Origin of the sequence: Acinetobacter sp. WC-743 (assembly GCF_000335555.1) — a bacterium.
GTDB classification, from domain to species: Bacteria; Pseudomonadota; Gammaproteobacteria; order Pseudomonadales; family Moraxellaceae; genus Acinetobacter; species Acinetobacter bereziniae.
In genome coordinates, this window is sequence record NZ_AMFQ01000090.1 from 146,498 (window position 1) to 167,901 (window position 21,404).

Annotated in this window: 20 protein-coding genes; 5 read left to right on the forward strand and 15 right to left on the reverse strand. The window is 37.1% G+C overall.

Annotation, left to right across the window (positions count from 1 at the left end; translation table 11 throughout):
- Positions 1-6: 6 nt before the first annotated feature.
- Positions 7-1,302, reverse strand: coding sequence for a cation transporter (locus ACINWC743_RS12900; protein ID WP_009585719.1), 1,296 nt, complete (start codon positions 1,300-1,302; stop codon positions 7-9).
- An 86-nt stretch (positions 1,303-1,388) separates the two neighbouring features.
- On the opposite strand from ACINWC743_RS12900, the gene cadR reads away from it, so the two are divergent.
- Positions 1,389-1,781, forward strand: coding sequence for a Cd(II)/Pb(II)-responsive transcriptional regulator (gene cadR, locus ACINWC743_RS12905; protein ID WP_005312186.1), 393 nt, complete (start codon positions 1,389-1,391; stop codon positions 1,779-1,781).
- 117 nt (positions 1,782-1,898) lie between these two features.
- Here the strand turns inward: cadR and ACINWC743_RS12910 are convergent, their stop codons facing one another.
- The 6 genes from ACINWC743_RS12910 to ACINWC743_RS12935 all read right to left on the reverse strand — a co-directional run bounded on the left by ACINWC743_RS12910 (position 1,899) and on the right by ACINWC743_RS12935 (position 6,763).
- Positions 1,899-2,828, reverse strand: a complete 930-nt coding sequence (locus ACINWC743_RS12910; protein WP_009585702.1) for a hypothetical protein — start codon at positions 2,826-2,828, stop codon at positions 1,899-1,901.
- A 124-nt stretch (positions 2,829-2,952) separates the two neighbouring features.
- Positions 2,953-4,008 carry a YqaJ viral recombinase family protein gene (locus ACINWC743_RS12915; protein ID WP_009585773.1) on the reverse strand — a complete coding sequence of 352 codons (1,056 nt, stop codon included), beginning with the start codon at positions 4,006-4,008 and terminating at the stop codon, positions 2,953-2,955.
- A gap of 229 nt (positions 4,009-4,237) precedes the next feature.
- Positions 4,238-5,269, reverse strand: a complete 1,032-nt coding sequence (locus tag ACINWC743_RS12920; RefSeq protein WP_009585679.1) for a DUF932 domain-containing protein — start codon at positions 5,267-5,269, stop codon at positions 4,238-4,240.
- A 228-nt stretch (positions 5,270-5,497) separates the two neighbouring features.
- Positions 5,498-6,121 carry a hypothetical protein gene (locus ACINWC743_RS12925; RefSeq protein WP_009585713.1) on the reverse strand — a complete coding sequence of 208 codons (624 nt, stop codon included), beginning with the start codon at positions 6,119-6,121 and terminating at the stop codon, positions 5,498-5,500.
- Between the two features lie 41 nt (positions 6,122-6,162).
- Positions 6,163-6,474: a hypothetical protein gene (locus ACINWC743_RS12930; protein WP_009585749.1), complete on the reverse strand. Its 312-nt coding sequence runs from the start codon at positions 6,472-6,474 to the stop codon at positions 6,163-6,165.
- Between the two features lie 4 nt (positions 6,475-6,478).
- Positions 6,479-6,763 (reverse strand): hypothetical protein, encoded by a 285-nt coding sequence (locus ACINWC743_RS12935; RefSeq protein ID WP_009585676.1) that lies wholly within the window; start codon positions 6,761-6,763, stop codon positions 6,479-6,481.
- Positions 6,764-7,579: 816 nt separating this feature from the next.
- On the opposite strand from ACINWC743_RS12935, the gene ACINWC743_RS12940 reads away from it, so the two are divergent.
- Complete coding sequence (locus ACINWC743_RS12940; RefSeq protein ID WP_009585778.1) at positions 7,580-9,091, forward strand: YaaC family protein; 1,512 nt, start codon at positions 7,580-7,582, stop codon at positions 9,089-9,091.
- 283 nt (positions 9,092-9,374) lie between these two features.
- On the opposite strand, the gene ACINWC743_RS12945 is transcribed toward ACINWC743_RS12940, so the two are convergent.
- The 3 genes from ACINWC743_RS12945 to ACINWC743_RS12955 all read right to left on the reverse strand — a co-directional run bounded on the left by ACINWC743_RS12945 (position 9,375) and on the right by ACINWC743_RS12955 (position 14,235).
- Positions 9,375-10,340 (reverse strand): YagK/YfjJ domain-containing protein, encoded by a 966-nt coding sequence (locus tag ACINWC743_RS12945; protein ID WP_009585655.1) that lies wholly within the window; start codon positions 10,338-10,340, stop codon positions 9,375-9,377.
- A gap of 242 nt (positions 10,341-10,582) precedes the next feature.
- The gene (locus ACINWC743_RS12950) at positions 10,583-12,961 is read right to left on the reverse strand and encodes a hypothetical protein (protein WP_009585731.1); all 2,379 of its coding nucleotides are present in this window, start codon (positions 12,959-12,961) and stop codon (positions 10,583-10,585) included.
- 410 nt (positions 12,962-13,371) lie between these two features.
- Complete coding sequence (locus ACINWC743_RS12955) at positions 13,372-14,235, reverse strand: hypothetical protein (protein WP_009585781.1); 864 nt, start codon at positions 14,233-14,235, stop codon at positions 13,372-13,374.
- Between the two features lie 136 nt (positions 14,236-14,371).
- Here ACINWC743_RS12955 and ACINWC743_RS12960 point away from each other — a divergent pair, with 136 nt between their 5' ends.
- Entirely contained in the window at positions 14,372-14,650 is a 279-nt protein-coding gene (locus ACINWC743_RS12960) for a pyocin activator PrtN family protein (RefSeq protein ID WP_005312148.1), read from the forward strand.
- On the opposite strand, the gene ACINWC743_RS12965 is transcribed toward ACINWC743_RS12960, so the two are convergent.
- Positions 14,634-15,776: a tyrosine-type recombinase/integrase gene (locus ACINWC743_RS12965; RefSeq protein WP_005312143.1), complete on the reverse strand. Its 1,143-nt coding sequence runs from the start codon at positions 15,774-15,776 to the stop codon at positions 14,634-14,636. The two genes, ACINWC743_RS12960 and ACINWC743_RS12965, sit on opposite strands and share 17 nt — an antisense overlap.
- Before the next feature lie 135 nt (positions 15,777-15,911).
- On the opposite strand from ACINWC743_RS12965, the gene dusA reads away from it, so the two are divergent.
- Positions 15,912-16,928 (forward strand): tRNA dihydrouridine(20/20a) synthase DusA, encoded by a 1,017-nt coding sequence (dusA, locus tag ACINWC743_RS12970; RefSeq protein WP_009585761.1) that lies wholly within the window; start codon positions 15,912-15,914, stop codon positions 16,926-16,928.
- Between the two features lie 75 nt (positions 16,929-17,003).
- On the opposite strand, the gene ACINWC743_RS12975 is transcribed toward dusA, so the two are convergent.
- A complete protein-coding gene (locus ACINWC743_RS12975) occupies positions 17,004-17,894 on the reverse strand; it encodes a LysR family transcriptional regulator (protein ID WP_005031057.1) in 891 nt (296 codons plus the stop codon).
- A gap of 100 nt (positions 17,895-17,994) precedes the next feature.
- Between ACINWC743_RS12975 and ACINWC743_RS24490 the strand changes: the two genes are divergently transcribed.
- Positions 17,995-18,132 carry a hypothetical protein gene (locus tag ACINWC743_RS24490; RefSeq protein ID WP_009585765.1) on the forward strand — a complete coding sequence of 46 codons (138 nt, stop codon included), beginning with the start codon at positions 17,995-17,997 and terminating at the stop codon, positions 18,130-18,132.
- Between the two features lie 176 nt (positions 18,133-18,308).
- Here the strand turns inward: ACINWC743_RS24490 and ACINWC743_RS12980 are convergent, their stop codons facing one another.
- The 3 genes from ACINWC743_RS12980 to ACINWC743_RS12990 all read right to left on the reverse strand — a co-directional run bounded on the left by ACINWC743_RS12980 (position 18,309) and on the right by ACINWC743_RS12990 (position 21,333).
- Positions 18,309-18,818, reverse strand: a complete 510-nt coding sequence (locus tag ACINWC743_RS12980; protein WP_009585682.1) for a hypothetical protein — start codon at positions 18,816-18,818, stop codon at positions 18,309-18,311.
- Positions 18,819-18,894: 76 nt separating this feature from the next.
- Positions 18,895-20,004, reverse strand: coding sequence for a DUF695 domain-containing protein (locus ACINWC743_RS12985; protein ID WP_009585757.1), 1,110 nt, complete (start codon positions 20,002-20,004; stop codon positions 18,895-18,897).
- Between the two features lie 558 nt (positions 20,005-20,562).
- Positions 20,563-21,333: a ThiF family adenylyltransferase gene (locus ACINWC743_RS12990; RefSeq protein WP_035301139.1), complete on the reverse strand. Its 771-nt coding sequence runs from the start codon at positions 21,331-21,333 to the stop codon at positions 20,563-20,565.
- Positions 21,334-21,404 lie beyond the last annotated feature (71 nt).

Here is a 21,404-nt window from a genome sequence, read left to right on the forward strand (position 1 = left end):
ATCGTCCTATTTCAAAGCCAAAATTTTTCGAGCACCATTCAGCACGAATAAAGAAACAATAATTCCAATAATCAAGTCAGGGTAAGCTGAACCTGTCCAAGCAACGAGTGCGCCTGCGAGGATTACGCCCATGTTAACGATCACATCATTCGCTGAGAAAATCCAACTTGCCTTCATATGAGCTCCACCATCTTTATGCCCTGATATGAGATACAAACAACTGACATTCGCTATAAGTGCAAAGAATCCGATAATAATCATAAGATTAGATTCAGGTTCACTTCCAAACATAAATCGTCTAACGACATCAACAATTACAATTACAGCGAGTATGAGCTGAATCCAACCAGCGAAATGAGCTGCCCGCACTTGATATTTTGCTGCTTTACCTACTGCATAAAGTGCAATGCCATAAACGGCAGCATCAGCAAACATATCAAGAGAGTCTGCAATTAACCCTGTGGAAGCGGCAATAATGCCACTAATAAATTCAATGACAAAAAGCACTGCATTAATTGCGAGTAGTATTTTGAGCACTTTAGCTTGCCGAGTTGGATCAGGACTATCTGGTAAAGTTCTTATTGATTCAACAGTACTTTCAAGCTTAGCTCCAAAACCGAGTCCCTCAAGTTTCGTTGTGATTTCTGAAATTCCATCGGTATGGAAAACCTGTAATTTTCTATTCGGAAGATCAAAAACTAAGGCTTTTACCTCACTCAATGGTGCTAAAGCCATTCGCACCATTTGCTCTTCTGCGGAACAATCCATTTTAGGGATAATATAGGTACTGGTCTGTTTCGAGTTTTTATTATCATTATAGATTTCAGTTGAATTTAACTTTGCTCCAAATCCGAGTGCTTCAAGTTTTGACGTAATTAAATCAGTATTGCCTTCATACAAAACTTTTAGATTTCGATTTGGTAAGTCAAAAATTAAACTATTAACGCTTTCTAAAGAGGACAAAGACATTCTGACCATCTGCTCCTCTGCGGAACAATCCATTTTAGGAATGGTATAGTCGCTAATGAGGGCTGCTCTGCCTGTTTCTTTATTTATATTTTGTTGCTGATTACTTGTATCAGTTCCACAGCATGATTTAGCCTTTGCTGAACAAGGCTGACTACCACCACAAGCATCTACAGTGATCTGCTCTTTAGACTCGCTAGCAATACCTTTATCACAACAAGACTTTTTATTTGTTTCAGTATTTAAATCTGTACCACTACAAGAATCGGTTTCAGATATATTTTGTTTGGGTTTAGTGTCTTCACAAGAACCGTCATTACAACCGCAACCACTCATAGATGTGCCTATAGTCATATTTTCACTTATTGCATATTAGAATCCATATAGCTACTATAGAGTCAAGCTAGATTTGGTTGATTTCAATGTTTTTAAAAATAGGTGAGTTATCTGAGAAAACTTCTTGTTCAGTACTAACTATTAGATTCTATGAGAAGGAGGGTCTTATTCCTCAGCCTGAAAGAACTGAGGGGAACTATAGAATGTACTCCGAAGCTTATATCGACCGATTAAAATTTATAGTTAATTGCCGCTCTCTAAATATGAATCTTAATGAAATCAAAAGATTGCTTTCTTATAAAGATTTACCCACCCAAAACTGTTCAGAAGTAAATGAATTAATTGACGCACATATTGTAGATGTACAAGAAAGTATCAAAAATCAGCAAAAACTAATTGAACAATTATTAGATATAAGAAAGACATGCGATGGTTCATGCACAGTTGATAGATGTGGTGTATTGAAAAATTTAGCTTGAATAAAGACAAAGTTTAGACTTAATACGATAGCTCTATAAGCTATTGATACTAAATATGATAAAAAATAAATCGAGTGTATAACTCGTAAAGAATCTAATGATTCTTTACGATTAGCTTCAATTCACTGCCCTCACACTCCCCTGCAACCCTTGCTGAATATCCTGCACAAAACCATCCCCATGATTGAACTTTGCTTTAACCTTGGGTTTCGACTCAGGTTTCATTTGTTCAGCTTCAATACCCTCATCCGTATAGAACTCCTCCACCAAATCCAATCCCTCTTCCGAATTCACCTCAAACCGTGCATTGCCATAACCCTGCCGTGCTATTGCATCCAATGCACTTTGATTAAATCCAGAAGCTTTGCTTTGCTGATCTATATCCTTTGCCATTTGAATGGCTTGTTGCAGATTCACGCCATCACGTAGTGTTAAATCCACGTAATACACAGGTGTACGATAACTTTGTGTGGTGGATTTACCTCTTAAAGTCAATTGCAACGGTAAGCAGGACAATAAGCCATTGGAGGCTGCATGGTAGTAACTGAGTCGTGCTGCCAAAGTGCGAATGCTGTTAAAACCTGTGGTTCTAAAGATAAATGTACCCAGTTCATCCGATTCATCTAAATTGACATGTAACCTTCCATAAGGTTTACAGTTGCCACCTTGTGCCAAAGGACATAAGTCAGGTGATGGACATGGATGTTGTTCAATCCCTTGATTAGTGAGTCGTTGGCATGTTTCACCATTACCCACACAAACAGGACGCCCTGTTTGACGATCAAATAAACTGTACTCTGCACGTAGATTGAGTTCAGGATCATTAAAGATCATACGGACTGGTATGGTTCTGAGCTTTTGGTTCGGTGCTTTCGCACGAAGTTGTTCATCGAGTGGATGCTTGACCCAACCTTCTTTGCCTTGAATTTGGCTAGTAATGGTAAATTGGTCATCCTTTTCGGGCAGTCGTTTGCCATTCTTTTCCACGACCTTGCCGATACTGATTCTGCCAAGTATGGGTGGTGTGATTGCTAAACCTTTAATCATAGTAATTTCCTCTGTCGTTTAAATGTGTTGTTTGGTTAAAAATGAAATGGACATAAAAAATCCCATGCGCTGAGGCATGGGATTTTTAGGTGGTGTCTTGTATTTTGCTTAGGCTAAATCGGCTTCAATCATCATTGGCATAAATGTTGAAACGCCGTGAACCTAGTTTGCTTTGTGGAAATTGACTCAAATATTCAGGGTACTGTTTCAGTAATGCCTTACTGTCTAAGCTGATTGAGTCTTTGGACTTTTTCCACGTCACTGAGCCTGTTAAGAATGTTGCGCGTTCAGCCTGCTGCATCTTGGCTTGCAGTTGATGTTTCAGCAGATCGAATTGCTCCTGATGCTTTTCAATTTGATTGCGTGCTTGAATCAATTGCTCAAACTGTTGATTGGCTTGTGTATCTTCGGATAAGTCTGTGGTGCTAAGTGGGACGTGTTCAGGATATAAAAGCTGTAAGGCTTTGGCTGCCGATTCACTGGCATCGGCTTCAGGTGGGGTATCCTTTTCCACACATTCCCAGAAGTAACGCTCCGCATCGATGATGTGTTGAATCACCGATTCAGAACGGGTCACTTTAAAGATTCGGGTTTCATGTCCACAAATCAGTACGCAAATATGGGCTGCTTTCTTACCTGTCACTGCCAATTGATGTTGTACCTGACACAGCACGTATAAAGGCACACCGTCTCGCCACAGCTTGGCCCCATATTCCCCTGCAGTTTTACATTCCAATATTTGCACATCTGCATCACCTGTCACCGAGTAATCCAAGTTGGCGAGCATGAAATGTTTATCAGCTTCGGGATGTTGTAGCACTGCGTTGACTCTACGGACTTTGTAGTTGGTGTGCATGCTGTAGTATTCAGCGACCAAGGGTTCAAGCCGTTTGCCCCAATACAAAGGTGCATGCCCTTCGCTTTCATCTTCGATGGATTGTTTGATTCGACCTGTTTTAATCATCCACAGTTCCAGCATCGACATATAGGGATTGAGTCCACAGGCTGCGGCGCAATCACTGCTACCGATGCCTTGTCGACGTACTGCTAACCATTCGGCTTGGCTGAGTTTCTTGGTATCCACAAAGCGTTTAGCGGTAAACAGCTTGGGACGATGGGTATGAATATTGACCATTGGATTCGGTGTTACTTTCAGAGGTGTGTTTAGTGCTGTATTCATGATCATTTCCTATTTTGTAAATTTCGGGCATAAAAAAGCCACATTCAAAGATGTGGCTTGCTGTTGTGAATAAGCTGGAGTTGAACAATTGGATGGATTAAAAATAGCAGGCATAAAAAAAGCCACATCGTGTGATGTGGCTATAAAGGGTTTATGCTCTGGAGGTGGTGCAACATAAACTTTGCTTGATTGACAATTTTTAATTTAATCTCAAAAGCTTAAAGCAAACTTAAGCAATCATCCTTAGAGCCTGTTCCAATCCACGTTGTTTTAAGCCTGCCCCTGCACCAAACCAAGCAGAATCAAGTCGATGATCTTGGCTCATGGCACGACGCTCGTGATCGCAGAACTCTGTAATCGAGCACAATAAGCCATAGGCGGTGTCTTTAGCTGAACTGAGTTCAGCCCCTCGTCCATGTCCATTAAACATGGTCATGACTTTAGACATCGCACGTCCATTGGGTTCGGTTTTTGTGGTCTCAGCCTGATTGGCAACATTACGATAGAACTGAATAATGCCGTCATCCTGTTCTGTAGGTGTGAGGCTGGTGTTATTAAACACCGCATCGAAATAAGCAGCAGCTTCAGTCTGCGTGACTTTACGCTGACTCAGTTGTTTCATTTCATACATATGTTCATCCCATGCACGGACTGAAATACCCAGTTGTTGTTTAATCTTCTCAGCATCGAATTTGGTGCTGTGGGGGACTTTAACCACACCTGCACTGGAGTTTTGTCCTTTTAAAGCAATGGCTAAGGTGTTATTACACACCACGCGAATACTGGTGAATTGTGCGGTGGTGGCTAGGGTTCCGTCACAAGCGGTGGCTAAGAGAATATAACCATTGCTGACATCTTTACCTTTGAGTGCTGAAGTCTGTCCTGTTCGTGCCAATGCCCAGAATTTCTTTCCACCTTTGAGTACCCCAGCGGTTTCTAATTCAAAACCTGATTGTTCAGTCAGGTCTTTGTAGAAGTGTAGAATTTCTTTGGGTTGCACTTCCTGATAGCGTTGGCTAACCACAGACAAGGGTGCATGGGTATCTGAACGATAAAGCACTCGCTGTTCTTCATAGGGCATGATGATGCTTTGCCCTCGTTCATTTTGTGCCATATAGCTAACATTGGAAGATTCAATGCGCCAATCCATGCCTGCTTGTTGTGCCCAGACTTCAATCGGTTGATTTTGGGTCAGTTGATTCCCTAAGCCATGCCAAGGGGTTTCGCCTACATACGCCATTTGTTCAAGTTGATGTGCCATGTGATTGTTTCCTTATAAACAAAAAAGGCTGCTGAACCCCATCCCTTGATTGGAATGAAGTCCAGCAGCCTGATTCAGATTTGTCTTGTGAATGTGCTTATTAAGCCTTATGTAATTGGCTCAACAAACGCATTCAGTGTATTGATTCATCTTTATGTTATATAAGTGAAATTTATTCCAATGCGCTTTAAAACCCTCAAATTCATAGCATTTATAAACTGTCTGATCTTATTGAGCTGTCATCACAATTTCACGTCCATCCTTGAGTACTGCAACCACTTCTCTGACATTCCGTGGATCACAATTTAAGAAGAAGCGCATGGATTTACCGTACAGAATTGGATTGGCACCATCACGGTAATCTGCTCTACAGTTACCACGGTTCACCACCACTCGATCCAGTGTAATGCTGTCAGACAATGAGATTAAATGTAGATAGGCTGTTTCAACCTCATGTTTCCCACCAAAGACCTGATTCTTGATTTCAATGCGATATTGCATGGATGCATCGCCTTGGTCGGATGATGTTTGTTGTGCGTCCTTCTCGGCTTCTTGTCTATTCAGGGTTTCCCACTCCTCCCAGCCTTTAGCAATAAATTCTCGTATTTCCGCAATGGGCGTCACCTCTAGGTTACTGAGATAATAGCCTGCTGTAGCTGCCGTTTCTTCACTCGGTGATTTCTCTAAAGATTCCAAGTCCTGTAGTTCTTTCTCAGTCAGTTGATCTGTTTGAGCCTTTGCTTTGACTGCTTCGGTTTTCACTGCGTTATTCTGCGCTTGCGCTGCTTCTGGTTGTTTTTCACAACCGACTGTGAACATGGCTATGGTTGCCAACATCATGATCTTTTTCATTTTATCTCTTCCCCCTATTCCCCATATGCTAGGCATTCACATCAAGGTGCTGGCCTGTCCATGCATTGTTGGTAATATTTATCTTTAAAGACTTGTTTGGTTTTTTCAAAGGTCGCTGTACCACCTCGACTATATTCAAAGGCATCATGAATCATCGGTCTGAGTTGTTCTCTCAGCTCATCGTTATCGCCTGCAAGCATATAAGTCGCTTCGGCAAAGCCGCCATAGCTCAAGCGAGCCTGCATCACACTTTCAGCCACATTGGCTTCTTCCTGACAGGCCTTTTCTTGTTTGGAGCTACAGCCTGTAAGCAAAGCAACAGCAATGATGAAAAGTAATTTTTTATTTAGCATGTTCCTACCCTCTGCATTTACCCACGGTATAACCTCTGGCAAAGTCCAGACGACGTTGATCTTCTTCACTGCTAATCGGTACAGTAAAGAACGGCTTGCCGTATTGTTCACGAATACTGTCATAGCGACAGCTACAGGCTTCTTCACTTTCCACTGCGGTTTTAATGGCAGCGTTTGGGTACATGCATTGTTCGATATAGGCTTTACGGTCTTTGCTATCCGTAGATGAACAGGCAGATAAAATAGGTAAAAGGAATACAGCAAGCATGCTGAATGTTTGAATTCTCATAAAGCTCCCCTCTGGTATTGTTCTGTATTGAAATCAAAATTTAAGACACGACAACGCATACTCCCGAGTCAGGAAGATGTGCGAATATGAATAAAATGAGACGAATAAATCCCATCAACTGCTTGGTGAAAAGTCAGTTGTTTGAAATTGAATTCAGTACAGTAAGGGAATGTTTTGAATGACCATGATGGACTCCTTGGAATTAAGAAGTTCTACCGAATCACTGTCAATTGATTATGGTGGCAGAACGAGAAGGGGTTGACAGACTGGGATCCAAGGAACCAGCACGCGTAAAGCGTCCCCCTCCCGTCCTACCGCAAAGAAGGGGGACACGAGGGTTCTAACGACTTATAGAAATATATAAGCCGCCATGGATCTTCGGTCTGTCAAAACCGACTGACAATGTAGGTCAGCATGCTAAGAATAATGGTGAGGGCAAATTAAGTCAATTCAGATGGTTAGGAATAGAGCTTGTTTTATATTTCTATATATTTATTGATCACTTACAAGGTAGCATGACTCAATTCCTAAATTTTGTTCTGCTTACAAAAATGGTGGAACATTAATTAAATATCAGACGTGAAACGTGAATAATCATGAAAAAGTCGTTCTAGTTCACTAAACTCTAGACAAAATTAATATAAAATATTGATATTTATTATAAAATTTATAATGTTTAGCAAAAGTTGCAATTATGTTAATTTTAGCGAAACTTAAAATTATAATTTTTACAAGATAAGCATTAATCTAAATTTAAATAAAAGATGGTTAGATAAGAGTTATAATTAATCAAATAGTTATGAGTGAAGGAACATTGTGGATAACGGTAAAAAACTAAGATTAGATCTTTTGGGTAAAGATGCTCACTCAAAAATTATTACTCCATTTGAACTGCACCTTTGGAATTGTGAAATTCTTCAAATAGAACCTGTCGGTGAATATTTGGTTCTTCAAATGACCAAAGGAGATATTCAATTTAAATTAGGCTTTTTATATACTTGTGCTACTGATAATTTAATCTATAAAAAGTTGGATAAAGAAGTTGATCTTATCGTTTTAAATGGTAGTTTCTACCACCTAGAATCTTATGCTTTTGGGATCTCGAAAGAAGTTATTGAAGTAAAAAATATTCAAACACACATAGTCGCATGGAATACAAAAGCATCTGATGGTAAAAAATCATTAGGTGGACAACAAAAGCCTATCATTACTACTAAAGAGTTTAATAATACTATTCAATCAGAGGAACCAATAAACCAAATTTGGAGCCGCATACGCCAATTTAAAACTAAAGGACTAGCTGAGAAACTGATTATTCAACGCTATGAAAAAGAAAATCTTCCTTTGGAAATGGAATGTATTAAAGCTAAAGCAATAGGCCTTGCCTTTTGTGTTAAGAATGGTTGTGATTATTTTGAGAATGCAAAAAATCAGAAATCAAATCAAAGGATTATCAGCCTTTATTATGGCGCCATAGCCTTTGCATCAGCAGAAATGTTAGCATCTCCTAATGGCTCAAAATCGCTACAAGAAGTAGAAAATATGACTAAATTTGGTCATGGATTACATACACAGGATAGTATAGAAGATAATGCTTTTGAAGGATTCATTGTAGGAATTTTATATAGTGGGTTTTTTAAAAACTGGTTAGCTATTTTGGGGCATGATATCTCTAAATTTCCGCAAGCAAAGCCCAAGAAACCATCAGACATAGACTTATCTAGTCCATATCTAATAACTCTCATAGAGTTGTTTTCACATATCCCTGAATTAGAAGACTTATTAGGAATGGTTTCTAGCACTCCCACAAATTGGCTTAATTTTAACTATGATATTGCTATAAATAATAGCTTTGGTAAAACCAAAGATTCAACATATATACATATACGAGATAGGTCAGGTAGTAAAACTATTGAGGATTTAGAAAGATTAGATTTACCCTTAGAACAAATAGAATATATTGAATCAGACAGTCCCGGTCTACATTTCAAAGCACTTATAAGACATTCAGAAAATCAAAATTGGCATAGCGTAATTAAGCAACATAGAAGTCCTTTTACTGCGACTAGTTATATACTTCCAATTTTTGGATCTGTTAATGAATATCGATGTATAACCGTAGTAATTTTATATGCTTTATCAATCTTAGTAAGATACCGACCTAGTATTTGGTTAGAAGTAGTATCTGGAAAGCATGAAAATTATTTAACATTAACAGAAGAATTTCTATCTATTTATGAAAGGCTTGCTCCTCAGCAATTCTTAGAAGCTCTTCTCGATCAATCTTTGAATGTAGTACAACCTGGATCTTTATTTTCCTCTTTATAAACATTGATTCTATTAGAAAATATACTCAATTCATCATTAAGGTCTTCGCTTTATTTATCGAAGACCTTAGCTGTTTATTGAACAGATGCATTCTAAGATGTCTTTTTATTTAACATAAAACTTTTATACGAAATGTAAATATATGCTCAAGTATAATACCCAAATTTTACCTATAGGAATTAAGCCGAGTATGACTCAATTCCTTAAAAGTCCCAAATAGCTTTTTTAGCTAATAATATATAACCCTATCCTAGTGTATTGAGAGATATAACCTTTTGCTCAATCAACACGAAGAACAGCCAAAAGCCCTCATACCTTTCACACGGACTCTAAGCCGTTGCTCAATCTTTTCAACAGTCATACGAGCTAAATAGCCATACACAGACTTAAGTCTTTCTAATCCTCTTGAGTCTTCACGTTTAATCATACCCAAACCATTTAGATACTTATAACTTTCCTTTTGCTGAATGCTGTCTGTATTAGCTAGTATCGTGTGACTGTCTTCCAAGTCATCATCCGCATGTTTACACGTATGACAATTCCAATAATAACCAAGCCCTTCCGTGATTTCATCCATCCATACCCTACCCACCCATCGAGCTAATTTGCAGTCATACGTAGATGCAGAACCATCATAGATCAAAAACAAATGAACATGATAACTTCCTAGCGGAGCCTGCTCTAAACACCAAGCATTCAGTTTCAGGTTTTTAAAACACGTATGCTTATTTGCCATACGGTTACGAAGCATTTGAACATGTAGATTAAACATTTCAATATCAACCATATGCTGTTTATCCACGTGATACTTCAAATCCACCCTGACAATAAGATTACGGCTATAACGATGGAATAATCTCTCTACCGCTGTTCGAAGTTTTCCTAATCTCCTCTTAACACCAAACTTATACTGACGAAGATCACTAAGCACTTTGGGTTTATGTACCTGAAACTGCATACTGAAATGTTGTATCGATTCATCCCTTATCTCTAAAAGAGATGCATAGGTGTATTGACCATCTTGCATTTGCTTAAAGCCATAAAACTCATAGCTAGCTAAGAACTCAAATAAACTAACGTAGTCTGCATACACATGATTACAGGAATAGATCTGTTCAAAGGCATTTAGCAATATAACCAGTTCAGGTAGGTCTTCTCTCTTCAAACCATCGTTGATAATCCTCTTGGTAAAGGATTCAATTTCAATCAGCAGTCTTGGTTCATGGAGAGTGTGTTGATGAATATTCATGATGAGTAATTCCGTAATATGCTCATCAGATCAGGTGTTTGAGTATTTTTTAATTCTTAATCTTTAGTTATATAATTCATATATATAATATCTACTACAGCTTTTCAGAGAAAAAAATGCCCTAAGATTCATTGAAATATAGAAACATTTCAATCAATTTACCCTAGGGAATGATAGAAAATTGATCATTTTCAGCAGAGCTAAAGTTATTCAACGCTTTCAATGAAAAAACACGCAAACAATCATGATTGTTCATCGTCATTTTTCTTGACAAGCACATGCTTTGATTTAGGTTTTTGCCCTGGTGTTAGCCTTTTTTCTTTAGGCACCCAACCTTGAATTGGGCTAAATAAACTCTTGTAACAAATATATGGCAAATACTTTTCTTTAAAAGCTCCCCTAGTCACTTTGTCTATAGTCTCAATTTTTAAGGGTTTTGACGAAAGTTCGATCACTCCATCCCAAATAACTTGGGGATCTAGAAGGTAAGTAAACTCTGCTTTTATAAAAGCAAGAGAACCACTATGAGATAAATCCTCTGAATTTCGATATTTTTCATTGCGCTGGTCAATAAACCTTTTCAAAAATGAATCTAAACTTTGATATATATCAATAGACTGTAACTCTGAGTCATAATTAAAAATCAAGGTTAGGTCTGCATACAACGTTTTGTCTTGCCCAACTACAAATCCTTTTTCATCCCAACGCAGTATATACCCTCTTAACCAACGTAAAGGTTGAGTTGAGCGCCCTACCCGAAGGAACTCTGTTAAAATTGCCGATTGCTCTTTTTTGCTAAAATTACCACCATGCAGACGACCAAATTTAAGATGCAATCGATGAACCAGTATGTCCTTTTCTAAAAGGTAATCACCATATTTTGACAACTTTTCAAATGACTTATCTAATTCTTTAAGTTGCTTGTTATAAGTATTCACATTCAGACTTGCTTTAAAACCTCTTAATATCTCTTCATACTTTTGAATTGTTTCAGGGCCTATTGTGTGATTACATAAATCCAATAACTCACTCGCCTTGGAAGAAAAGAAGCTCCTAAAATCGATTACATTTTGTGATTCGAAACCAAGCATTTCTATTTGAATAAAAGGATAATCCACACCGTTTAAGTGTTTGAAAAGACCAAACCAAATACGCCCTAAACGCGTCATGCTATCGCTATAAAATTTAGGAGAACGATTCTTATTAGACGTGGCTGGCGTTATTACCACATTGAATAGTTTTGCTGGAACCGTTTTCAACGTCTCACAGAACAGCTCCATCAAATAAAGTAAGCTACTGCGTGGAATCTTATCCTTGTGACTGATAGGAGGAGGTAAAACAGAACGTAAATCCATCAATGCAACTTTATCGAGATAATTTTGAGCTATTTGAGGGAGGTGCTGGCAATCGTAGCTTTTATTGCACTTAGAAAGTGTTAAAAGCTCATCAAATGTGATCTGTTTTGTTATATCCTTTTGCAGTAATGCCCCTTGAGGCATTAAAGACTTATTTGAGTGAGCCTTAAAAATATCATCGTTACTATTATAGCCGTCTATGTTCAGGCTTATGACTTGGTCTACAGAAAAAAAATAGCTGTAAACCCAGTACCAACAATAATAAAGTGAAAGCTCATTGCCCTTACCCTTCTTTATTAAACCCACGGCATTGCTATGATGATAATCTCGAAGATGCTTATTCCAATTCTTTAGGTCGTAACTTTCGGCAGACAGACCAGCCTCCTGTTTCATTTTCTTATCTAATTGAGCAATAATCCCATCTTCTGAGAAGTTCAAATGTTTACAATTAAACATCAATATACAATGCAAATTTAGACCAGCTTCCTGCATCGGTTCTAATTTTAATAAATAACTTTGTAAATTCTCAGTTTGAGCTATCAACTGGCGTATAGCATCAATTTTACCTTTTAGTACTTTGAATAAGCTGGTGTAACTGTTTGAACAATCATCGGAAGGTGCATACAGATTAATGTCCAAACACATGACGTACACTTGCCCATTTCGATCTAATGTGTCTTTGAAATACTGAAAATAGCTCTCTTCTTCATCCGACAAGGCAAATGTTTGTTTAACTGTTTCATCAGTTTTCATTTTTGGGTTTAAATATTCAGATATTTCAAAATAAACCTGTGCCAATTGCTCACGAGGAATAGAACTAAAATCCTGAGGGCTGTTCATACAAAATTTATTTTGTTGAAAAAACTGATTAAACCACATAACAATATTTGTCTGATTTCCCCACCCGCCTTGCACTTCTGGTTCCATCAAATATTGTACAAATTTTCTAAATGCGGGTATCTCCAATCCATGCCACTCAGGCAATAATCCAGATGCATATTGCAAAGAACCAACATTTTTTAAGAAATTTTCTCTGCTCTTAAAATCCATTTTTTCGAATCTTCTTTTACTCATCACCTCATCATTCTTGATATTTAGCAGCCAACGATCATAGAACTGAATGACATCTATTGATTCCCTAAAAATGAGAATATTCTGATCCACCCCCTTTTGCTTGGCTCCATCATAAGTCTTTCTATATCGAGCCCTAAATAAAATATACATTTCTTCTTTTGAAATTTTAGATAAAGTTGGAGTTATATTCATTAAAACCTTCTAGATGCAGTACTTATAAAATTTCATTGAAATGTTATTCAGTACTTTTTATCATAATAATCATATTTTATAAATCAAAAATCATAATATTTATAGCAATTATTCAAATAATCAAAGAGGCCATTACCCCAGAAATCAAACACAACTGTTCAATTTTTAAATGTCGATTGAAGTTTTTTTAGGGCAAAAATCCTCTTAGCCCTGTTAGGTCAAAATAGGCTACTTTTGCTGGCAATACTTTTAAAAACACAAGGTGAGCTCAGTGAACTTTATGCGGAGGAGTTAGAACTGTAGAATCTAATAGCGATCCAATAAAGAGAGTCCTGTAATAAGTGTCGCTCTACCCTGATTCATATGAGGGAATAATTGGGTGTAAAAGTAAAAATGTGATTTTCTCTTATTTAACTTTCATTTTTTGGGATTAAAATTTCTTTCAGTAAATCGTGATTTTTTCTTAACTCGTGGATAATTGTTTCCTCCATGTAGTCAGTATTGTTGTATGGCATATTGTAGCCAAAACTCTTTAATGCAGCGGAGGGGTTTTTCGAATTTAGAATGCTTGTTAGATTTTCAATTTCTTTTTGTAATTCTTTTACTTGCCTAGCCTTTTTGTCGGATAATACTTTACGATGCTTATACCCATCACTCATTACCTCTCCTAACTCTTCTTCTTTTTCCTTAATTAAGGCTTTCACCCAATCAACATCAAATTTTTCGAATTCTTTTATCAATGTCGGAATTATTGAAGTTACAGCCTGATTCAAGCTCTTCCACTTACACCCATTTAAAGCACATTGCTCACGTAAAACACTGTATAAAATTTCACGCCTAGGTAATAATTTTTTATCATAGCGCGCCTTAACTGCACGAATCGCACTTACTTTTCTAGCTAATCCAATGTTATAACAATAATAGTAAGCCCCCATTGTATCTACATATCCCATTAAAATTTCGGAGAACCGTTGTTTACAAGTTCTTGAAGATAAATTACTTCTTTCACTTCTTAGTAAATCTATTTTTATAAAAAAATCATATATTTGATTTGGTTTAAAACTAGGATCATTTGAAAACTGTGGAAGTACTGTCACTCTAAGTGGGTTCTTTAAGAAATCATTTTGTTGCATTCTCAGTATGATTTTATCTCTAGCTAATAGATATGAGGGATGCGTAATATCAGCCTCAAAATCACAGTCATACCAATACTTAAATGTGAAAAGTATTTCTTGCTCTAAATCATTCAAATCAGAAATGATGTCTAAATTCACTACTTCAAATCCCCTTAAATAACAATGTATTAAATAGCATGATACGCTAATTATTTACTAATTAAGCATCACTCTACTTTTTAAATTCCATTAAATTTACAGTGAGCACATCAACCAAAATGATAGGAATAAAATCATGAATGGCGCTGCTCTACAACTCTCCACATCTGATTACTTATTTATGCGCTACCGCAGCACAACAGTTAAACTAGAGGATGTAGTCAAGGATTACTACCCTCATCTCAGTAAAGTAAAAATGTTAGAAAAAGCAAGAAATCAAGATTTTCCATTTTCTTGCTTCCGACTAGATAATAGCCAAAAAGCTCCGTACTTTGTCCATGTCAAAGATCTAGCTCGCGTCCTAGATCTACAATATAAATATGCTAATCAAGACCATGTTACTCTTCACCAATGAAGGGTAACACTTCATCCAACTCTATTGTCTTTTTCCTTTTTTTCACTGACACATATCTTTCCAGACTCCCCCATGAATCATGTAGACTCACTTGCTGAATTTGAGGAATTGTAAAACCTTGCTCAGCAAGACGAGTACAACCCTCATGCCTTAAATCATGAAAACGTAAATCATCAATTCCCAAGATTTTACAAGCATTTCTAAATTCACCTCCAATCGTTTTAGGACTTAGAGGAATGAGCAAATCCTTGTCATATCCTCGATTCAACATACGTTTTCGCGTACTCTTCACCTGTAAAAGTTCAATCATTTTTCGGCAAGGTTCTAATACATTAAATTCTTTATGATTACCCTTTGAGCCATTCGGATTTTTTAAATCCCGTACTTTCCACACTTCATTATCCTCGTCATAATCAGCCAATAACATTTCAGTAATTTCTGACTCACGACGACATGAAAATATTGCAAACCACATAATCAAATGCATGGGATAGCTGTAAACAGGCTTTTGCCATTTTCGATAAAAGTATTCTGTCAGTTTTTTTAACTCTGCCGTTGTCGGCAAGCGATCACGTTTACCACTAGAAGATATTTGTCGAGTCTTTCGCAATTGTGCTGTTGCTTTATCAAATCCTGCCAAATCAACATTTACATCCCACATGACTGAAGCATGAGACAATACGCCACGAATATGCAATAACTCATGTTGCAACGTACTTGTCGCTATCGGCTTTAAATCTAATTTAGCATATCCAGCCTTACGCAAAGCGACATGTTCTGAAATATCGGCTGGCTTAATTTTTGTGATAATATATTGCGCTATTGGAAATTTCTGAATTAGGCGAAGACAATAGGTTTTAGTACGACCATATTCACTGCCAACTTCATCAAGATATTTGTCTATGGCATTGGCTAAAGTGATATTCGTCACATCCGATCTACCTAATAAAATATCTGGATTTTCTTCGACTTCCTCTTCACGCATTGCAAGCCATTTTTGAGCGAGTCGCATAGAACTAAACGTCTTACTTTCCTTGAAATTTGCAAACCCTTTACGGCTTATTCTAATTTCGGCCCGAAAGCGTATGGTTCCATCGGCTAATTTACGCTGTGAAATTGTCCCCATGATTTACGCCTTATTGTTTTCTTAAGGCTATAATGGCGTAATTTGGCGTAAATATCAAAAATAATAGTGCTAAATGAGGCGTAAAAAATCGAAATAGATCAAAATCAGCAACACTGTAAAGGTATGTTTTTTAATATGATTACTGAAAAAACCATTGATAACACTAAAGAACCTCGCATCAGTGTTGCACCCATGATGGATTGGACAACTCGTGACTATCGTTTTTTTGCACGTTTGTTTAATCCAAACATCATTCTGTATACAGAAATGGTCACCACAGGTGCCATTATATATGGTGGGGCAAATCGTCATTTGGACTATAACCATGAAGAACATCCAATTGTTCTACAACTCGGTGGCTCAAACCCAAAAGAACTTGCCACCTGTAGCAAAATGGCGCAAGACTGGGGCTATAATGAAATCAATTTAAATGTGGGCTGTCCAAGCGACCGCGTGCAAAATAACAAAATTGGCGCCTGCCTGATGGCTGAACCAGATTTAGTCGCTGAGTGTATCGCTGAAATGCGTAATGCAGTTGATATACCCGTCACGGTAAAACATCGAATCGGGATTGATGACATGCAATCTTATGAGGAAATGCTAAATTTTGTCGATACTGTAGCAAAAACTGGATGCAATAACTTTATTGTGCATGCACGTATTGCATTACTTCAAGGCTTGTCACCAAAAGAAAATCGAGACATTCCCCCACTCCGTTATGAAGATGTATATCGCTTAAAACAAGATCGTCCTGAGTTGCTGATCGAAATCAATGGTGGGGTTAAAACCTTTGCTGAAACTCAAGAACATTTAAAACATGTCGATGGGGTCATGATTGGTCGTGAGGCTTATCATAATCCATATCTATTGGCAGAGTTGGGACAGCTTTGGAATTTAGATTTACCTGATCGCTTTGAAATTATGGATCAAATGTTGCCTTATATTGCCAAACGGATGCAAGAAGGTGCACCGCTGTCAATTATTACCCGTCACATTCTCGGGTTATTTCAAAACCTGCCAGGTGCTCGTAAATGGCGTCAAGCCCTAAGTGGTGGAAATGCCAAAACATTTGCTGATGTTGAACATGCCATTGTCAATATTAAAGAAGCAATGAAACGGACTGAAGACTATATTCGAGAGCAATCCGTATAATTCAACTGATCACAATCATCAAAAATTAAGTCCATATTAAACGATGTGCTGTTCAAGTACATCGTTTATCAATGCTCACTGTTGAAAGCATTTGACTAATTCTTTGGCGCATTTCACCACTGCATCATCAGCATGACTGTTCCATGCCATAAAAACATCAGAGGAAGCCTGTTCAATATCCAAAGCAATCAACCTGACTTGCTCAGGCACTATATTTTTGAATTCAGCAGGAACGATACAAATCCCTATATTTGCAGCAACCAATTGCAATTGCGAAACTTTTCGAGATTGAACTCGGGCTTTTTTAGGTGCAAAACCAGCACTTAAACAAATATTAGACACCAAATAACTCAGCCCACCACGTTCTGCATGAGGTGTTGACACAAAGTCTTCATCTTCTAATTGTTGAATTTTGACCGTAGTTGCTTTTGCTAAATGATGATCTTGATGAACAGCAACATATAGAGGTTCATCATATAATTGAACAGCGCTTAATCCATCCATACTATTTAGAATCGGTGGGCGAAAAAACCCAATATCAATATTGCCTTTCAATAATTCAAGGACCTGATCCTCAGAAGATAAATTATTGATTTCAAAATTAATACTTTGTTGTTTAGCGACTTGATCAAACAACTGAACTTTTTCTAAACTCATGCTGATGGTGCTTGAGTGTGCGACTTTAATTAAACGGTGTAGACCACTTGAGATTTCTCTTGCATTTTCAATAATATGATTGAGGTTTAACAAATTGTTTTTCACTTGCAGATAGAAAAACTGCCCAGCTTTGGTCAATTTTATTTTCTTGTCACTGCGATCAAAAATTTCAAATCCAATTTCCTCTTCTAATAGTTTGATCTGCCGACTTAATGCTGACTGAGCAATAAATAATTTTTCAGCTGCCGCAATAAACCCGCCTTCTTCAACGATTCTAATCAAATAATTAAATTGCTTGAGTGTGGTCATATTCATCTCAAAATTAGATCAATCATGCTTTTTTCTATATTAGATTAGATTTTAAAACATCACTAGACTGAATTTAAGTAAAGTATTTAGGTAGAAAACGATGAGTATTTCTAAGCAAATTCTGATTTTTATCAGTATCGTTGGCATTTTTCTTTTATTGAGTTGCTTTGATCGTTTTATTTCTGCACAAACAGAGCAAGCAGTCGAACCATCAGCCTTTATTTATTTACAAGACTAAACTGACCCTCGTTATTAAAGTAGCAACTCAAGTGCTTATCGTTTGTGAATACTGATAAATCCTTGTTCAAATTCAACCATCGATGAGTAGACCATCCATCAGAACAGACATGATTTGATTTAGATTTACAAACAACTTCGATATGTATTCATATCAATAGTACTGGGCATGTTATCCTATAAACGTGTACAGGATTTCACTAAAGAATACTTTTCTATATCAGTCAAACATTCTGTTTTATTATTTTTTAGATCATATTGATAGGCTATATACTTGCCAGCAAGGTGTTCACTCACAAAATGATTATTTTTAAAATAGGCTTTGATCATACATGTGTGTAAATCATTCATTGCATACACTTTTATATGCTCAACATATTGTGTTTGCTGCACAATATTTAGATTCCAATTGAGTAGTTGATTCATTCTCTTCAATTCAACTTGCTTGATCACATGTTGTATATTGTTAAAATTACATGTTTTTACCACAGCATTCGGCTGCTGCTTGACTGACCAAATCAGCACCAGTCTTATATCATCCAATGCTTTTCGCGCTTCATTCAACTGGCTGGCTGCTTGAAAGTGGAGAACAGTTGTATAACAACCGTACCCTATACCCACGATCACCAAGATGAACAGTATGATCTGACCAAGATTAAATTGTAAATGATTTACCCATCTAAACATGGTTATTCAACATCCATATTTTATAGATTAACCCTAAAACCGCTGTCATCAGTATTTCAGGGCATAAATATTTAATTTATCGACCAAATTTATTCAGACTACGCCAATACTTATCTTTAAAAATACTCACATCGATGTCGAAGTCTTTGTGATACTTTTCAATAATTTGATCAATCACTTTGGACGGTTTTCTAAAATCCTTACAAGCGAAATACATGCTTCTTAAATGATCACCTGTTTCACGACCAATATTTAAATAACCATCGACATCTTTTAGCTCAGCCAATAGTGCTTGTTCTATATTTTCAAGTTGCTCATAGACTTGGGCTAGTGGCATACCATTCGAATTTTGACCATCATAAGGTATCTCTACGATCATCATCCACGGATGAGAAGCTTTTTGTTCCCATGTTAATAAAGTACGGTTTAAAATCGCAATAAGTGGTAGACCTTGGTTATTTTCCCCCTCCAAACTGATGTATTCATCCTCATCTGTATTGGAACGTGTGACTTTATCTAAACGCGAGATTTCACTATTTTTTAAAATTAAAATATTTTTTAAATTGCCAATAGGCATTAATTCTTTTTCAGCATCTTGTTTCGACTGGACAGACACCTGATCCAGTTTGGTGATTGCATCGTATTCACCCAAATAATTATCTAAGAAAATATAAACTGCTTGTAAAAATTCACCTTTTTGCGCTTCATTATATTGATCATGCACAACGACTAAATCAATTTCATCTGGATATTCTGCATGATCTCTTAAATAAAAAGATAAGGTGTCTTGACTAAATTCATGTCCATGCATCGCGATACTGGTTTGATGAATGTCACTTGCGGGTTTCAATGCAGTAAATTTCCAGCCCGCAATTTCTGGTGCAGCAGCCACCAGTTCCTCAACAAATATAATATTAGCAATCACTCCATCTGGCGTCAGTATCAATTCAGCAGTTTCTGGATCAGACATTCCGGTAAGAAAAAAAATCCCAGCATGTACTTTGGCTAATTCAGGCGATAATCGATCAAAAAAATCTTGTTCAATCGTGTCTCGATTCATCTCATCGACAATTCGATGAAAATGCTGTTGATGTTGCTGAAACCATTGCCAAAATTCAGCATAACGGTTTTGATTATTTTGTATCGCTTGTTGTTTATTGCCAAATAGTTTCTTAAAAAAGCTCATTTTGATTATTCTCTATTATTGCTTATGAATCAGGTTAATTTAACTCAATTCATCTCGTTTTTAAATGTGCTCAAGTAATAATCAAGCAAAATTAACAATTAACCTGAGTTCGATGCAATCAAATCTTCAAACAATTGAAAAATCATAAATATCTGCGGAGTTTTGCTGAGTTTTCATGCAATTTTAGGATGAGGAGCAGAGCTCCGCAAGCGCAACTATCAAGAGCATTTCATTTCTCTTGATCAATAAAATGAAAGCAATCAATAGATTGTTTGATGATCTAAAGCTTGCACTTCCATGCTTTACTTCTAAAGTTTAAATTCTTTTGCGTAGGCAATGCCTCACTTTTCAGAGATGAAAAGTGACAAAAATCTTTCGTTGGGTGAGAGGTACGTCCTGAACCTCCACCCAACGGCGACATCCATGTCGCCTCTCGATAGCAAGACCATCTATGATTCAAAAGGGCGAAATAAATGAATCATCGAAATCACTCGTATGAATAATCAGCCAGTTTAACAATATAATCTTTCATCAAGAATTTTTATCAAACTCACGTAATTACTTTGTGGGTCGAATACGATCCAATTTTTTTAATACTTCTGCAACAGCAACCATCGCAAAACTAGAAGTTACCACTACAGCCGAGCCATAACCACCACAGCGCAAACCTGCACTTGCACATACATCTGCACTGGAAAATGGATTATCAATCGAATAAACACATGTAATACCGAACTTTTCTTTTGGCTTTTTACAAATACCTTTGGCACGTAACTGACTACGTAATTTTGCAAGCATAGGATCTTGTTCTGTTTTAGATAAGTCAGCAACACGGATTTTTAAAGGGTCTAACTTACCACCTGCCCCACCTGAAACAATCAGGGGAATTTTATTAAAACGACAATGCAACATCAGCGCAAATTTTGCTTTTACATCATCGATGCAGTCTAAAATAATATCAGGAGTCTTTTCTAAAATATCTTTGACATTTTCAGGGCTGAGATAATCATCTATCAAATTAATCTTGATTCGTGGATTGATCGAACGGCAACGTTCAGCCATGACTTCAATCTTTTCCATCCCTAAAGTTGAACTCATCGCGGGCAATTGGCGGTTGATATTTGAAGCAGCGACTGAATCCATATCGACCAGTGTTAGCTCTCCAACACCCGTTCTGGCTAAGGCTTCCACAGCCCATGAACCAACCCCACCTATGCCAATCACCATCACATGACTTTTTTCATAATGACTAAACGCATCGTCTCCATAAATCTTGGCAACACCAGCAAAACGGCGTTCATATTCATCATCAGTAGAATGGTCAGTCATGTTCAGCATCAACTCAAAAATACCGCATTATTTTACTCATTTCTCGACAATGTGTCTTGCCTAGATGCAAT

Coding starts and splice junctions, on each gene's coding strand:
- ACINWC743_RS12980 (WP_009585682.1), bottom strand. CDS start 18,818: ATGTTTAGATGGGTAAATCATTTACAATTTAATCTTGGTCAGATCATA.
- ACINWC743_RS12910 (WP_009585702.1), bottom strand. CDS start 2,828: ATGATTAAAGGTTTAGCAATCACACCACCCATACTTGGCAGAATCAGT.
- ACINWC743_RS12920 (WP_009585679.1), bottom strand. CDS start 5,269: ATGGCACATCAACTTGAACAAATGGCGTATGTAGGCGAAACCCCTTGG.
- ACINWC743_RS12965 (WP_005312143.1), bottom strand. CDS start 15,776: ATGGGGACAATTTCACAGCGTAAATTAGCCGATGGAACCATACGCTTT.
- ACINWC743_RS24490 (WP_009585765.1), top strand. CDS start 17,995: ATGAGTATTTCTAAGCAAATTCTGATTTTTATCAGTATCGTTGGCATT.
- ACINWC743_RS12915 (WP_009585773.1), bottom strand. CDS start 4,008: ATGAATACAGCACTAAACACACCTCTGAAAGTAACACCGAATCCAATG.
- ACINWC743_RS12975 (WP_005031057.1), bottom strand. CDS start 17,894: ATGACCACACTCAAGCAATTTAATTATTTGATTAGAATCGTTGAAGAA.
- dusA (WP_009585761.1), top strand. CDS start 15,912: ATGATTACTGAAAAAACCATTGATAACACTAAAGAACCTCGCATCAGT.
- ACINWC743_RS12985 (WP_009585757.1), bottom strand. CDS start 20,004: ATGAGCTTTTTTAAGAAACTATTTGGCAATAAACAACAAGCGATACAA.
- ACINWC743_RS12900 (WP_009585719.1), bottom strand. CDS start 1,302: ATGAGTGGTTGCGGTTGTAATGACGGTTCTTGTGAAGACACTAAACCC.
- ACINWC743_RS12945 (WP_009585655.1), bottom strand. CDS start 10,340: ATGAATATTCATCAACACACTCTCCATGAACCAAGACTGCTGATTGAA.
- ACINWC743_RS12950 (WP_009585731.1), bottom strand. CDS start 12,961: ATGAATATAACTCCAACTTTATCTAAAATTTCAAAAGAAGAAATGTAT.
- ACINWC743_RS12935 (WP_009585676.1), bottom strand. CDS start 6,763: ATGAGAATTCAAACATTCAGCATGCTTGCTGTATTCCTTTTACCTATT.
- ACINWC743_RS12990 (WP_035301139.1), bottom strand. CDS start 21,333: ATGACTGACCATTCTACTGATGATGAATATGAACGCCGTTTTGCTGGT.
- cadR (WP_005312186.1), top strand. CDS start 1,389: ATGTTTTTAAAAATAGGTGAGTTATCTGAGAAAACTTCTTGTTCAGTA.
- ACINWC743_RS12925 (WP_009585713.1), bottom strand. CDS start 6,121: ATGAAAAAGATCATGATGTTGGCAACCATAGCCATGTTCACAGTCGGT.
- ACINWC743_RS12960 (WP_005312148.1), top strand. CDS start 14,372: ATGAATGGCGCTGCTCTACAACTCTCCACATCTGATTACTTATTTATG.
- ACINWC743_RS12930 (WP_009585749.1), bottom strand. CDS start 6,474: ATGCTAAATAAAAAATTACTTTTCATCATTGCTGTTGCTTTGCTTACA.